The organism is Microbacterium martis, assembly GCF_047246685.1.
Taxonomy (GTDB): Bacteria; Actinomycetota; Actinomycetes; order Actinomycetales; family Microbacteriaceae; genus Microbacterium.
This window is the reverse complement of sequence record NZ_JBFOKT010000001.1, coordinates 1,571,243-1,584,017: the sequence shown is the minus strand read 5'-3', so window position 1 is coordinate 1,584,017 and position 12,775 is coordinate 1,571,243. Positions and strand designations below refer to the sequence as shown.

The following is a 12,775-nucleotide window of genomic DNA, read 5'->3' as shown; positions in this document are numbered from 1 at the left end:
ACCCTATGAATCCCCGGTATGTGACGGCTGAGTGCGGATGCGGCTCCCGCGGGCGGCCCGGCATCCGTTAGTCTGGACCATCAGGAGGGCACAGTGACTGACAGCGACAGCCGACCGGCCGGAGAAGCCGCGATCCACCGCTCTGGCGAGCAGAAGCACGACGTGACGCAGACGTTCGGACACGATTCCGATCTGTCGTTCGTGCCGTTCGGCGTCGAGCTCACCGACGTCGAGCAGTCCGCCATCGCGGCCCTTCCCTCGGGCTCCGCTCTGCTGCTCGTCCGGTCCGGCGCTCTCGCCGGTGCCCGCTACCTGCTCGACACCGACGTCACGACGGTCGGACGTCATCCCGAGGCCGACATCTTCTTCGACGACGTGACCGTCTCGCGTCGGCACGCCGAGATCACCCGCACCGGCACGACGTTCGAGATCATCGACCAGCGGTCGCTCAACGGCACCTACGTGAACGGCGAGCGCGTCGACCGCAGCGCGCTCGACGACGGCTCAGAGCTCCGCGTCGGCAAGTTCCGGCTGAACTTCTTCGCCTCTCCGCACGACCGCCAGGCGGCGAACGCCTGATGGCGGCCTCTCCTGCCCGCGAACGCTCGGCGTCCGCGGGTCTGTTGAGTATCGGTCAGGTGCTCGCGCGACTCACCCCGGAGTTCCCCGATCTCACCTCCAGCAAGCTGCGGTTCCTCGAGGTGCAGGGCATCGTCGCTCCCTCCCGCACCGAGTCGGGGTATCGCAAGTTCTCGGCGGCCGACATCGAGCGCCTGCGTCTGGGACTCACGCTGCAGCGCGACCACTATCTGCCCCTGAGCGTCATCCGCGAGCAGCTCGACGCCGCCGCCGGAGACACGTCGCTCGCACCGCCGCCGTCGATCGCCCCGGCGCCGCGCCGCTACCGACGCGCCGAACTGCTCACCGCCGCCGGCGCCGGCCCGCAGCTGCTCAACGACGCGATCAGCACGGGGATCATCACCGCGCAGGAGAACTATCCCGAGGCGACCGTCACGCTGCTGCGCGGACTGGTCGCGCTCGATCGACACGGGATCGAGCCTCGGCACCTGCGCGCACTCCGTCAGGGGGCGGAGCGCGAGGTGGCGCTGATCGAGTCGGCCCTGTCGGCGCTGCTGCGACGGACGGATGCCGCGTCGCGCGCGAAAGCCAGCGAGCTCGGCCCCGAGCTGGCCTCGAAGATCGACGAGGTCCGCGCGCTGTTCGTCAAGGACGCGCTGTCTCGCGTGCTTTCGTAACGAACTGATTGCGACACACCTTCGGCGTCGCTCGGATGTCGTTGCCGGTGCCCGAGCACTGCTCTACCGTGGAGATAACCGTTCCAGGGAGGATTTCAGATGAATGCGGATGAGCTCGCAGGCGACCCGCGGTTCGTGCCCGAACTCCTCTTCACCGACGGTCTGCCGGCCATGGACGACGAAGTCGGTTACCGCGGAGCCGTCGCCGCTCGCGCCGCCGGCATCACGTACCGGCAGCTGGACTACTGGGCGCGCACCGAGCTCGTCGAGCCGACCGTCCGAGGGGCGAGCGGCTCCGGCTCGCAGCGGCTCTACGGCTTCCGCGACATCCTCGTGCTGAAGCTCGTCAAGAGCCTGCTCGACACCGGCATCTCCCTCCAGCAGATCCGCACGGCGGTCGACGAACTGCGTCGCGCCGGCATCCGCGACCTCGCCGGGACCACGCTGATGAGCGACGGCGCCTCGGTGTACCTGTGCACCTCGAACGACGAGGTCATCGACCTCGTCAGCCGCGGCCAGGGCGTCTTCGGCATCGCCGTGGGCAAGGTCCTGCGCGAGGTCGAATCGACGCTCGTGGCGTTCGACCCCACCGCGCCCGACCCCGTCGACGAGCTGTCGGCCCGTCGGGCCAAGCGCACCGCCTGAACTCAGGGACCCCTTCGACAGACTCAGGGACCCCTTCGACAGACTCAGGGACCCCTTCGACAGACTCAGGGACCCCTTCGACAGGCTCAGGGCCCCTTGGGTCGCTGAGCCTGTCGAAGCGTCAGGCGTTCTCGGGCAGGGCGATGCGTCCGGTGCGGATGATCCGGTCGAGCAGCTGATCGAAGTCGGCGGCGAGCTCCTGCGCGGAGTCGCCCGGCCAGATGTGCAACGGCTTCGCGGCGCCCTGCGCCTGCTGCAGAGACGTGCGCTCGGGGAGCTGAGGGGACAGGACGAGCGGCCCGAACATGTCGCGCAGCTCTTTGATGCGGAACTGATGCTCGATCGACTGCGGCCGCACCCGGTTCACGACGATCCCGAGCGGCTGGAGGCGCGGGGACAGACCACGGCGGATCTCCTCGATGGCACGTAGCGCGCGGTCGGCGGCGGCGACCGAGAACAGACCGGGCTCGGTGACGACCATCACACGGTCGCTCGCAGCCCAGGCGGTGCGGGTCAGCGCGTTCAGCGAGGGCGCGCAGTCGACGAGCACGAGGTCGTAGTCCGCCTCGACGGCGGCCAGGGCCTCTTCGAGCTTCCAGACGTCGCGGACGCTGGGATGCGGGCCGTCGAAGTTGATGGCGGAGGGGCTGCCGATGAGGACGTCGATGGTTCCGGGGTGCACCTTGGCCCATCCGCTCGACGTGATCGCCTGGCGGACGACCTTCTCCTTCGGGTTCGCGAGGACGTCGGCGATGTTGAGCCGGCCGGCCACCTGGATGTCCATTCCGGTGGAGACGTCGGACTGGGGGTCGAGGTCGACGACGAGGGTCCGGACGCCACGGGCGAAGGCCGCGGAGGCCAGCCCGAGTGTCACGGTCGTCTTGCCGACGCCCCCCTTGAGAGAGCTGACGCTGAGTACGTGCACGGACTCCACGTTACCTTCCCCTAGGCTGAGGGGACACTCAGCCCCGCCCCTGCACGCCAAAACGACGTGCATCGAGCTCTCAGAGGTGAGCATGTTCCAGAAGATCCTTGTGGCCAACCGTGGCGAGATCGCGATCCGGGCCTTCCGAGCGGCATACGAGGTGGGAGCCCGCACGGTCGCGGTGTTCCCCTACGAGGACCGGGGATCGGTGCATCGGCTGAAGGCCGACGAGGCCTATGAGATCGGCGAACGCGGCCACCCCGTCCGGGCCTACCTCGACGTCGACGAGATCATCCGCATCGCCCGCGAGTCCGGAGCGGATGCGATCTACCCGGGCTACGGATTCCTCTCGGAGAACCCGGAGCTGGCCGAGAAGGCCGCCGCGAACGGGATCGTGTTCATCGGGCCGCCCGCGAAGGTCCTGGAGATGGCCGGCAACAAGGTCGAGGCGAAGCGGCACGCGATCGAGGCCGGCGTCCCTGTGCTGCGTTCGACCGAGGCGTCGGACGACGTCGACGCCCTCGTCGCCCAGTCGCAGGAGATCGGATTCCCGCTCTTCGCCAAGGCGGTCGCCGGCGGCGGCGGACGCGGCATGCGTCGCGTCGAGACGCCGGGCGAGCTCGCGCCCGCCCTCGCGGAGGCGATGCGGGAGGCGGCCAGCGCCTTCGGCGACCCGCGGATGTTCCTCGAGCAGGCGGTCGTGCGTCCCCGGCACATCGAGGTGCAGATCCTCGCCGACAAGAGCGGTGAGACGGTGCACCTCTTCGAGCGCGACTGCTCGGTGCAGCGCCGCCATCAGAAGGTGGTCGAGATCGCTCCGGCGCCCCACCTCGACGACAGCATCCGAACCGCCCTCCACGGCTATGCGGTCGCCTTCGCCCGATCGATCGGGTACGAGAACGCCGGAACGGTCGAATTCCTGCTCGAGACCGCGGGAGAGCGCGCGGGCGAGGTCGTGTTCATCGAGATGAATCCGCGCATCCAGGTCGAGCACACCGTGACCGAAGAGGTGACCGACGTCGACCTCGTGCAGACCCAGATGCGGATCGCCTCGGGGCAGGGGCTGGCCGAGCTCGGTCTGCGGCAGGAGAACCTGCACCTGCGGGGAGCCGCGCTCCAGTGCCGGATCACCACGGAGGATCCCACCCAGGGGTTCCGACCCGACACCGGCAAGATCACGACCTATCGCTCGCCCGGCGGTGCCGGCATCCGGCTCGACGGCGGAACGGTGCACCAGGGGGCGCAGATCAGCCCGCACTTCGACTCGATGCTGGCGAAGATGACCTGCCGCGGCCGCGACTTCCCGGCCGCCGTCGCGCGTGCGCGCCGAGGCCTGGCCGAGTTCCGCATCCGCGGCGTGTCGACGAACATCCCGTTCCTGCAGGCGCTGCTCGACGACGAGGCCTTCATCGCCGGCGACGTCAGCACCTCGTTCATCGACGAGCGCCCTGAGCTCCTGCGAGGCCGAGCCTCGAAGGATCGGGGGACGAAGCTGCTGAACTGGCTGGTCGACGTCACGGTCAACAAGCCGAACGGCGAGCACCCCGGCGTCGCCGATCCGGTCACCAAGCTTCCCGCCGTCGACCTCTCGGCCGAACCGCTCGCCGGATCGCGGCAACGGCTCCTCGAACTCGGACCCGAGGGCTTCGCCCGCAGCCTGCGCGAACAGACGGCCCTGGCGATCACCGAGACCACGTTCCGCGACGCGCACCAGTCGCTGCTCGCGACGCGCGTGCGCACCAAGGACCTCGTCGCGGCGGCCCCCTATCTCGCGCGACTGACGCCCGGACTGCTCTCGGTCGAGGCGTGGGGAGGCGCGACCTACGACGTGGCGCTGCGGTTCCTGGGCGAGGACCCGTGGGAGCGGCTCGACAAGCTGCGCGCGGCGCTGCCGAACATCGCCATCCAGATGCTGCTGCGCGGACGCAACACCGTCGGCTACACGCCGTACCCGACGGCCGTCACCGACGCGTTCGTCGCCGAGGCGGCATCCGGCGGCGTCGACATCTTCCGCATCTTCGACGCGCTCAACGACGTCGAGCAGATGCGTCCCGCGATCGCCGCGGTGCGCGACACGGGAACCGCGATCGCCGAGGTCGCGCTGTGCTACACGGGCGACCTGCTCGACCCGAGCGAGAGCCTCTACACCCTCGACTACTACCTCCGCCTCGCCGAGCAGATCGTCGATGCCGGCGCTCACATCATCGCGATCAAGGACATGGCGGGGCTGCTCCGGCCGGCGGCGGCCGCGAAGCTGGTCTCCGCACTGCGGGAGCGGTTCGACCTGCCCGTGCACCTGCACACGCACGACACCCCCGGCGGCCAGTTGGCGACGCTGCTGGCGGCCAGCGCTGCCGGCGTCGATGCCGTCGACGCCGCGTCGGCCCCGCTCTCCGGCACGACCAGCCAGCCGTCGCTCTCGTCGCTCGTCGCGGCGCTCGCCCACACGGATCGCGACAGCGGAATCTCCCTCGACGCGGTCTCCGACCTCGAACCCTACTGGGAGGCCGTGCGCCGGCAGTACGGGCCGTTCGAGTCGGGGCTGCCCGGACCGACGGGCCGGGTCTACCACCACGAGATCCCGGGTGGGCAGCTCTCCAACCTGCGCCAGCAGGCCAAGGCGCTCGGTCTCGCCGACGACTTCGAGCTCATCGAGGACATGTACGCCGCCGCCGACCGCATCCTCGGTCGCGTGCCGAAGGTGACGCCGTCGTCGAAGGTCGTCGGCGATCTCGCGCTCCATCTGGCCGCGGTGCGGGCAGATCCTGCCGACTTCGAGGCGCATCCGGAGAAGTACGACGTGCCCGACTCGGTGGTCGGCTTCATGGCGGGCGAGCTCGGCGATCTGCCGGGCGGATGGCCGGAGCCGTTCCGCTCCAAGGTCCTCGCGGGTCGCTCGGTGCGCACGGGTCTCACCGAGCTCTCCGCCGACGACGAGGCGGCCCTCGCGGGAACGAGCGCGGAGCGACGTGCGAGGCTCAACCGCCTGCTGTTCCCCGTTCCGACGAAGGAGTTCGCCGAGCGCCGGGAGCTGTTCGGCGACCTGTCGGTGCTCGACACGAGCGACTACCTCTACGGACTGGTGCCGGGCCAGGAGCACCTGGTCGAGATCGACCGCGGCGTGCAGCTCTTCGTCGGACTCGAGGCCATCGGCGACGCCGACGACAAGGGCATGCGCACGGTGATGACGACGCTCAACGGCCAGCTTCGTCCCGTGTTCGTGCGAGACCGCTCGATCGTGGTGGACGCGATGGAGGTCGAGAAGGCCGACACCTCCGTTCCCGGTCAGGTCGCCGCGCCCTTCTCCGGCGTCGTCACGCTGAAGGCGGAGGTGGGAGCCGCGGTCCGGGCGGGCGAGCCGGTCGCCTCCATCGAGGCGATGAAGATGGAAGCCGCCATCACCGCTCCCGTCGACGGGGTGATCGAGCGCCATGCGATCTCGCAGACCCAGCAGGTGGATGCCGGTGATCTTTTGGTCGTGATCCGCCCCGCGCACTAATCTTGTGCGGGCGAGGCCCGCGCACCGTGTGCGCCCCCGAGGTCCGCGAAGGCTTGGAGCGACACCGTGACCCCGAAGAACACCGCAGATCCCGAGGACGAACCCACGGGAGTGCTGGACGAAGCCGCGTCCGTCGACACGGCCGGGATCGGCATCCTCGGCGGCACCGCGCAGGTGAGTGTGACCCTCCCGAAAGATGACGACGACGACCTGGCCGATGACGGCGTCGTCGAGGGCGAGGTCGTCGGAGACCTCCTCATCGATGACCCGGTGACGGTCGTGCCCGCCCCGTCGGAGCCCCCGCTGTTCACCGATCGCATCGTGATCGAGGCGCCGGTCGCCGCCACCGCATCGACCGACGAGGTCGTCGACGCCGAGCTGATCGACGCGGATGCCGCGCCCCGCAGTGCGGAGCACGACGCAGCTGACACTCCTTCGGACGCCGCCGAAGATGCCCATGTCATCGACGAGCCGGAGGGCGGCGCGGGGCCGGAGGTCGCGGCCGAGCCCCAGGCCGCGACCGTGCCGCAGGTCGACGCTGCGTCGGTTGCCGGGAGCAGGGCGGATGCCGGGAGCGGGGCGGACGCCGCCGGCGCTCCCGAGGTCACCGCGGTGTCGTCGGCGGCCGCCGGCCGACTGCTCGCGCGCGCGGATGCCGACGCTCGAGCCGCCCGCGCAGCGGTCGCCGCCGCGGCCGCGCGCGCATCCGTCGAGAAGGAGACCGAGCCCGTGACCCGACGAGAGCAGAAATCCGTGGTGCCGCAGCCCGCCCCGGCCGCGTCGCGCGCCGACGTGACGCTGGCCTCCAAGCGGCTGGACGATCTGGGGGAGTCTTCGCGCGAGTCGGCCGATCTGCTCACGGCCGATCGCCTGCTGGACCCGCATCGCGTGGCCAAGCCCGAACCCGAAGGGGCGTGGAGTCATCTCCTCTACACGGTCTCGGGTCGCCGCATCAACATCGGCGACGGCCGACGCGCCCGCGAGCGGAAGGCGCTCTCGGCGCGGATCGCCGCGCCGCTCCCGGGAGGGGCGCGATTCGTTCCCGTGCTCTCCCGCAAGGGAGGCGTCGGGAAGACGACCATCACCGCTCTGCTGGGCATGGCTCTCGCCGATGCGCGCGACGACCGGGTGATCGCCGTCGACGCCAATCCCGACCGCGGCACCCTCGCCGAGCGCATCGTCCGCCCGCACCACAGCCGCTCGGTGCGCGATCTCGTCCGCATCCACGACGACGTACGCGGATACCACGACATCTCGGCGATCGTGGCGCGCGACGCGACGCGCCTCGACGTCCTCGCCTCGGACGCCGACCCGCGTATCGCCGAGGCGTTCAGCGACAGCGACTATCGCGATGTCGCCGACGTGGCCGCGCACTACTACTCGCTCGTGCTGACCGACACGGGAACCGGGATCGTGCACTCCGTCATGTCGGCGACGCTCGATCTCGCCGATCAGATCGTCATCGTCTCGGGGCTGAGCGTCGACGAGGCCCGTCTGGCCTCGGAGACCCTCACGTGGCTGGAGACCAACGGCTATGCGGAACAGGCCAGGGAGGCGATCGTCGTGTTGAACCAGTCGACGCCAGGCGCCCCTCTGGTCCGCCTGAACGAGCTGCAGTCGCACTTCGCGACCCGGGCGCGCAGCGTCGTGCGGATGCCGTACGACCCGCAGATCGCCGGTGGGGGGACCATCGTCTTCGCCAACCTCCAGCCTGAGACGCGCGTCGCCGCGCGCGAGCTCGCCGCTCTCCTCGTCGAGGGCCTGCGGGCCAGGGGCGCCTGATGACGGTGCGTGAGATCCGCATCTTCGGCGATCCCGTCCTGCGCACGGTCTGCGCTCCGGTCGAGCGCATCGACGACGGCATCCGTGCGCTCGTGGCCGACCTGGTCGACACGGTCGAGCTGCCCGGTCGCGCCGGTGTGGCCGCTCCGCAGATCGGCGTCGCGCTGCGCGCGTTCAGCTACAACGTCGACGGCGACATCGGCTACGTGATCAATCCGGTGCTGACCGAGGTGCGCGGCGAGCCTGTGCCGACGGGGGAGGGCTGCCTCTCGGTTCCCGGCCTGTGGCACGATGCGCCGCGGCACCCCTGGGCGCGCGTCGAAGGGATCGATCTCGACGGCAACGCCGTGGTGCTCGAGGGCGAGGGCCTCCTCGCGCAGGCTCTTCAGCACGAGACCGATCACCTCGACGGCACGCTGTTCCTGTCGCGCCTCGAGCCCGAGACGCGCAAGAGGGCGATGCGCGAGGTGCGCGAGAGCCCCTGGTTCTGATCCGCTCGGCCCACCGGTCGGGAGACGACGAAGGCCCCGTCGGCGCGGGGCCTTCGTCGTATCGTCATCAGCCGCCGATGGCGACGTTCGTGGTCGAGACCGGCTCGTCGTAGATCGCCGAGATGTCGTCGGCGAAGTCCTTCATGATCACGTTGCGCTTGATGGACAGCTTCGGGGTCAGGTGTCCCGATGCCTCCGTCCACTCGGTGTCGAGGATCGTGAACTTGCGGATCGACTCGGCGCGTGACACGTGCGCGTTGGCGGCATCCACCGCGCGCTGCACCTCGGCGCGCACGGCATCGTTCTTCGCGGCATCGGCGAGCGACATCTTCGCATCGAGGCCGTTGTTCGCGAGCCAGGTCGGCAGCATCTCGGGGTCGAGCGTGATGAGCGCGGAGATGAACGGCCGCTGGTCGCCGACGACGACGACCTGACCGATGATCGGGTTCGCACGGATCGGGTCCTCCAACGCCGCCGGGGCGACGTTCTTGCCGCCGGCGGTGACGATGATCTCCTTCTTGCGACCCGTGATGGTCAGGAACCCCTCGGAGTCGAAGCTGCCGATGTCGCCCGTGCGGAACCAGCCCCCGTCGCTGAACGCCTCGGCCGTGGCCTCGGGGTTGTTCCAGTACTCCTTGAAGACGTTGACGCCTCGGACCTCGATCTCACCGTCGTCGCCGAGGCGCACCCCCACCCCGGGCAGCGCGGGGCCGACCGTGCCGATCTTCGACTTGTCCGCCAGGTTCACCGTCGCCGGAGCGGTCGTCTCGGTGAGGCCGTAGCCCTCGAGGATCACGACGCCGAGACTGTGGAAGAAGTGCCCGAGTCGCGAGCCCAGCGGCGCCGATCCCGAGACGGCGTACACGACGTTGCCGCCCATCGCCGCGCGGAGCTTTCCGTAGACGAGCTTGTTGAACAGGGCGAACTTGAGCTTCATCCCGAAGGGGATCTTCTTGCCCTCTTCGAGCAGCTTGGAGTGCTCGATCGCGACGTCGGCGGCTGCGCGGAAGATCTTGCCCTTGCCGCCGGCCTCGGCCTTCTGCTCGGCCGAGTTGTACACCTTCTCGAACACGCGGGGGACCGCCAGCAGGAAGGTGGGCTTGAACGACCCCAGCGCCGGCAGGAGCTGTCGGGTGTCGGGCTGGTGGCCGGTGCGCACGCCGGCGTGGATGTCGAGGATCGAGATGAACCGCGCGAACACGTGGGCCGTCGTGATGAACAGCAGCGTCGAGGCGCCGGGCGTCTGCACGACCGCGTCGAGCGCCTTGGCGGAGTTGCGTGAGAGCTCGACGAAGTTGCTGTGCGTCAGCACGCAGCCCTTGGGGCGACCGGTCGAGCCGGAGGTGTAGATGAGGGTGGCGATGTCGGATCCCACGGCGAGGTTGCGGCGACGCTCGATCTCGTCGTCGGAGATCGATGCGCCCTGCGCGGTGAGCGTGTCGATCGCGCCGAGGTGGAGCTGCCAGACCTCGCGGATGAGGGGCAGGTCGCCGCGGACCTCGTCGACGCGGGCGAAGTGCTCGGGCGACTCGACGATGAGAGCGATGGCGCCGGAGTCCTCCAGGATCCACTGGATCTGCGAGGGGGAACTGGTCTCGTAGATGGGGACCATGACGGCGCCGGCGTAGAACAGCGCGAAATCGACGAGGGTCCACTCGTACGTCGTGCGGGCGAGGAAGCCGACCTTCTCGCCGGGCTGGATGCCGGCCGCCGCGAACCCCTTCGCCAAGGCGATGACCGCGGTCTGGAAGTCGGCGGCCGAGATGTCTCGCCAGCCGTCTCCGTCGGGAACGGCGAACAGGGCGCGATCGGGGGTGGCTGCGACGCGCTGGAACAAGAGGTCCGAGACGTTCGCGTCGGGGTCGGCGGGGACGATCGCAGGGACTTCAAACTGGACCACGGCAGCTCCTTCGGTACCGGTCGGGCACGGATGTGACTCGAGTCTAGGGCATGGCACCGCGTCGCACCCAGGGTGGAACTCAGTCGCGAACGGTGACGACATCGAAGAACACCCCAGCGGATGCCGCGCGCGACGCTAGACTTCACCTCGATGTTCTACTGGCTAATGAAGTACGTGGTGATCGGCCCTGTGGTCAAGGCGATCTTCCGCCCGTGGATCGCGGGTCGGAGGAACGTGCCCGCGAGCGGAGCCGCGATCCTCGCCAGCAACCATCTCTCGTTCGCCGACTCCATCTTCCTTCCCTTGGTCATCGACCGACCGATGTCGTTCCTCGCCAAGAGCGACTACTTCACCGGACGCGGCCTCAAAGGCTTCGCCACGAAGTTCTTCATGAAGGCGACCGGACAGATCCCGATCGATCGTTCCGGCGGCAAGGCGTCGGAGGCCTCGCTGAACACCGGACTGCAGGTGCTCGGCGGAGGAGACCTCCTCGGCATCTATCCGGAGGGGACCCGCAGCCCCGACGGCAAGCTCTACCGCGGGCGCACCGGCATCGCGCGGATGGCGCTCGAGGCGAAGGTCCCCGTCGTGCCCGTGATCATGGTCGACACCGACACGGCGATGCCCATCGGTCGCCGCATCCCGCGGATCATGCGCGTGGGGATCGTGATCGGCGAGCCGCTCGACTTCTCGCGGTACGCCGGCATGGAGAACGACCGCTACATCCTGCGCTCGGTCACCGACGAGATCATGGTCGCACTGCAGCGCCTGGGTCAGCAGGAGTACGAAGACGTCTACGCATCGACGGTCAAGGACCGCCTCCCGTCCCGCGTCACACAGCGGTCCTAGGGCATCCCGGCGGTACGCCGCCCACTAGGCTGGAGGAATGCTCCCGCACCACATCGACGCCCTTGATGCGTGGCGCTCGCTTCCCATCAAGCAGCAGCCGCAGTGGCCCGACGCGGACCGCGTCGCCGACGTCTCGCGACAGATCGCAGCGCTCCCGCCCCTCGTCTTCGCCGGCGAGGTCGACAACCTCCGCGATCGCCTCGCGCGCGCGGCATCCGGTCAGGCGTTCCTACTCCAGGGCGGCGACTGCGCCGAGACGTTCGCCGGCGCCACCGCCGAGCAGATCCGCAACCGCATCAAGACGGTGCTGCAGATGGCCGTCGTGCTCACCTACGGCGCGTCGATGCCGGTGGTCAAGATGGGTCGCATGGCCGGTCAGTTCGCCAAGCCGCGCTCCAGCGACACCGAGACCCGGGGCGAGGTCACGCTGCCGGCCTACCGCGGCGACATCGTCAACGGCTACGACTTCACCGAGGGCTCCCGGCAGGCCGATCCCGGTCGGCTCCTGCAGGGCTACCACACCGCCGCCTCGACGCTGAACCTCATCCGCGCCTTCACCCAGGGTGGGTTCGCCGACCTCCGCGAGGTGCACTCGTGGAATAAGGGCTTCGCCCAGAATCCGGCCAACCAGCGGTACGAGCGCATGGCCGCCGAGATCGACCGTGCCATCAAGTTCATGGAGGCCGCGGGCGCCGACTTCGACGAGCTGCGCCGCGTCGAGTTCTTCACCGGTCACGAGGGTCTGCTCATGGACTACGAGCGCCCGATGACCCGCATCGACTCGCGCACGGACACCCCGTACAACACCTCGGCGCACTTCCTGTGGATCGGTGAGCGAACGCGCGAGCTCGACGGCGCACACGTGGACTACTTCTCGAAGATCCGCAACCCCATCGGGGTCAAGCTCGGTCCGACGACGACGCCCGAGACGGCGCTGGCGCTGATCGACAAGCTCGACCCCGACCGCGAGCCCGGACGGCTCACGTTCATCACACGGATGGGCTCGGGTCGCATCCGCGACGCCCTGCCGCCGCTTCTCGAGGCCGTCCGCGACTCGGGCGCGCAGCCGTTGTGGGTCACGGATCCGATGCACGGCAACGGCATCACCACGCCCACCGGGTACAAGACGCGTCGCTTCGACGACGTGGTCGACGAGGTCCGCGGGTTCTTCGAGGCGCACCGCGCTGTGGGCACGTTCCCCGGCGGCATCCACGTCGAGCTCACCGGCGACGACGTCACCGAGTGCCTCGGCGGATCCGAGCAGATCGACGAGGCCGCCCTCGCGACCCGCTACGAGAGCCTCTGCGATCCGCGCCTCAACCACATGCAGTCGCTCGAACTCGCGTTCCTCGTCGCCGAGGAGCTCGAGAAGCGCTGAGGAGGCGACCGTCGCCGAAGAGCCGCCCTCTCCGATCGGACGGGCGGCTC

General features: G+C 69.5%; 10 protein-coding genes. 8 read left to right on the top strand and 2 right to left on the bottom strand.

What is annotated here, in order from left to right; all coding sequences use genetic code 11:
- The first annotated feature begins 93 nt into the window (after positions 1-93).
- From AB3M90_RS07625 to AB3M90_RS07615, 3 genes are all read left to right on the top strand, one after another.
- Complete coding sequence (locus AB3M90_RS07625) at positions 94-579, top strand: FHA domain-containing protein (RefSeq protein ID WP_412951107.1); 486 nt, start codon at positions 94-96, stop codon at positions 577-579.
- A complete protein-coding gene (gene ftsR, locus AB3M90_RS07620) occupies positions 579-1,256 on the top strand; it encodes a transcriptional regulator FtsR (RefSeq protein ID WP_412951106.1) in 678 nt (225 codons plus the stop codon). The genes AB3M90_RS07625 and ftsR overlap by 1 nt, the downstream gene beginning before the upstream one ends.
- 99 nt (positions 1,257-1,355) lie before the next feature.
- Entirely contained in the window at positions 1,356-1,901 is a 546-nt protein-coding gene (locus AB3M90_RS07615) for a MerR family transcriptional regulator (protein WP_412951105.1), read from the top strand.
- Between the two features lie 121 nt (positions 1,902-2,022).
- Here AB3M90_RS07615 and AB3M90_RS07610 read toward each other — a convergent pair whose 3' ends face one another.
- Positions 2,023-2,826: a ParA family protein gene (locus AB3M90_RS07610; protein WP_412951104.1), complete on the bottom strand. Its 804-nt coding sequence runs from the start codon at positions 2,824-2,826 to the stop codon at positions 2,023-2,025.
- A 91-nt stretch (positions 2,827-2,917) separates the two neighbouring features.
- Between AB3M90_RS07610 and AB3M90_RS07605 the strand changes: the two genes are divergently transcribed.
- The 3 genes from AB3M90_RS07605 to def all read left to right on the top strand — a co-directional run bounded on the left by AB3M90_RS07605 (position 2,918) and on the right by def (position 8,598).
- Positions 2,918-6,325, top strand: a complete 3,408-nt coding sequence (locus AB3M90_RS07605) for a pyruvate carboxylase (RefSeq protein ID WP_412951102.1) — start codon at positions 2,918-2,920, stop codon at positions 6,323-6,325.
- Positions 6,326-6,391: 66 nt separating this feature from the next.
- Entirely contained in the window at positions 6,392-8,107 is a 1,716-nt protein-coding gene (locus AB3M90_RS07600; RefSeq protein WP_412951101.1) for a MinD/ParA family ATP-binding protein, read from the top strand.
- Positions 8,107-8,598 (top strand): peptide deformylase, encoded by a 492-nt coding sequence (def, locus tag AB3M90_RS07595; RefSeq protein WP_412951099.1) that lies wholly within the window; start codon positions 8,107-8,109, stop codon positions 8,596-8,598. Before AB3M90_RS07600 ends, def begins: the two co-directional genes overlap by 1 nt.
- A 67-nt stretch (positions 8,599-8,665) precedes the next feature.
- On the opposite strand, the gene AB3M90_RS07590 is transcribed toward def, so the two are convergent.
- Entirely contained in the window at positions 8,666-10,498 is a 1,833-nt protein-coding gene (locus AB3M90_RS07590) for an AMP-dependent synthetase/ligase (RefSeq protein ID WP_412951097.1), read from the bottom strand.
- Between the two features lie 150 nt (positions 10,499-10,648).
- On the opposite strand from AB3M90_RS07590, the gene AB3M90_RS07585 reads away from it, so the two are divergent.
- Entirely contained in the window at positions 10,649-11,347 is a 699-nt protein-coding gene (locus tag AB3M90_RS07585) for a lysophospholipid acyltransferase family protein (RefSeq protein WP_412951095.1), read from the top strand.
- Positions 11,348-11,384: 37 nt separating this feature from the next.
- On the top strand, positions 11,385-12,725 hold the full coding sequence (locus AB3M90_RS07580) for a class II 3-deoxy-7-phosphoheptulonate synthase (RefSeq protein WP_412951093.1): 1,341 nt from the start codon (positions 11,385-11,387) through the stop codon (positions 12,723-12,725).
- The last annotated feature ends 50 nt before the right edge of the window (positions 12,726-12,775 follow it).

Coding starts and splice junctions, on each gene's coding strand:
- AB3M90_RS07580 (WP_412951093.1), top strand. CDS start 11,385: ATGCTCCCGCACCACATCGACGCCCTTGATGCGTGGCGCTCGCTTCCC.
- ftsR (WP_412951106.1), top strand. CDS start 579: ATGGCGGCCTCTCCTGCCCGCGAACGCTCGGCGTCCGCGGGTCTGTTG.
- AB3M90_RS07605 (WP_412951102.1), top strand. CDS start 2,918: ATGTTCCAGAAGATCCTTGTGGCCAACCGTGGCGAGATCGCGATCCGG.
- AB3M90_RS07585 (WP_412951095.1), top strand. CDS start 10,649: ATGTTCTACTGGCTAATGAAGTACGTGGTGATCGGCCCTGTGGTCAAG.
- def (WP_412951099.1), top strand. CDS start 8,107: ATGACGGTGCGTGAGATCCGCATCTTCGGCGATCCCGTCCTGCGCACG.
- AB3M90_RS07615 (WP_412951105.1), top strand. CDS start 1,356: ATGAATGCGGATGAGCTCGCAGGCGACCCGCGGTTCGTGCCCGAACTC.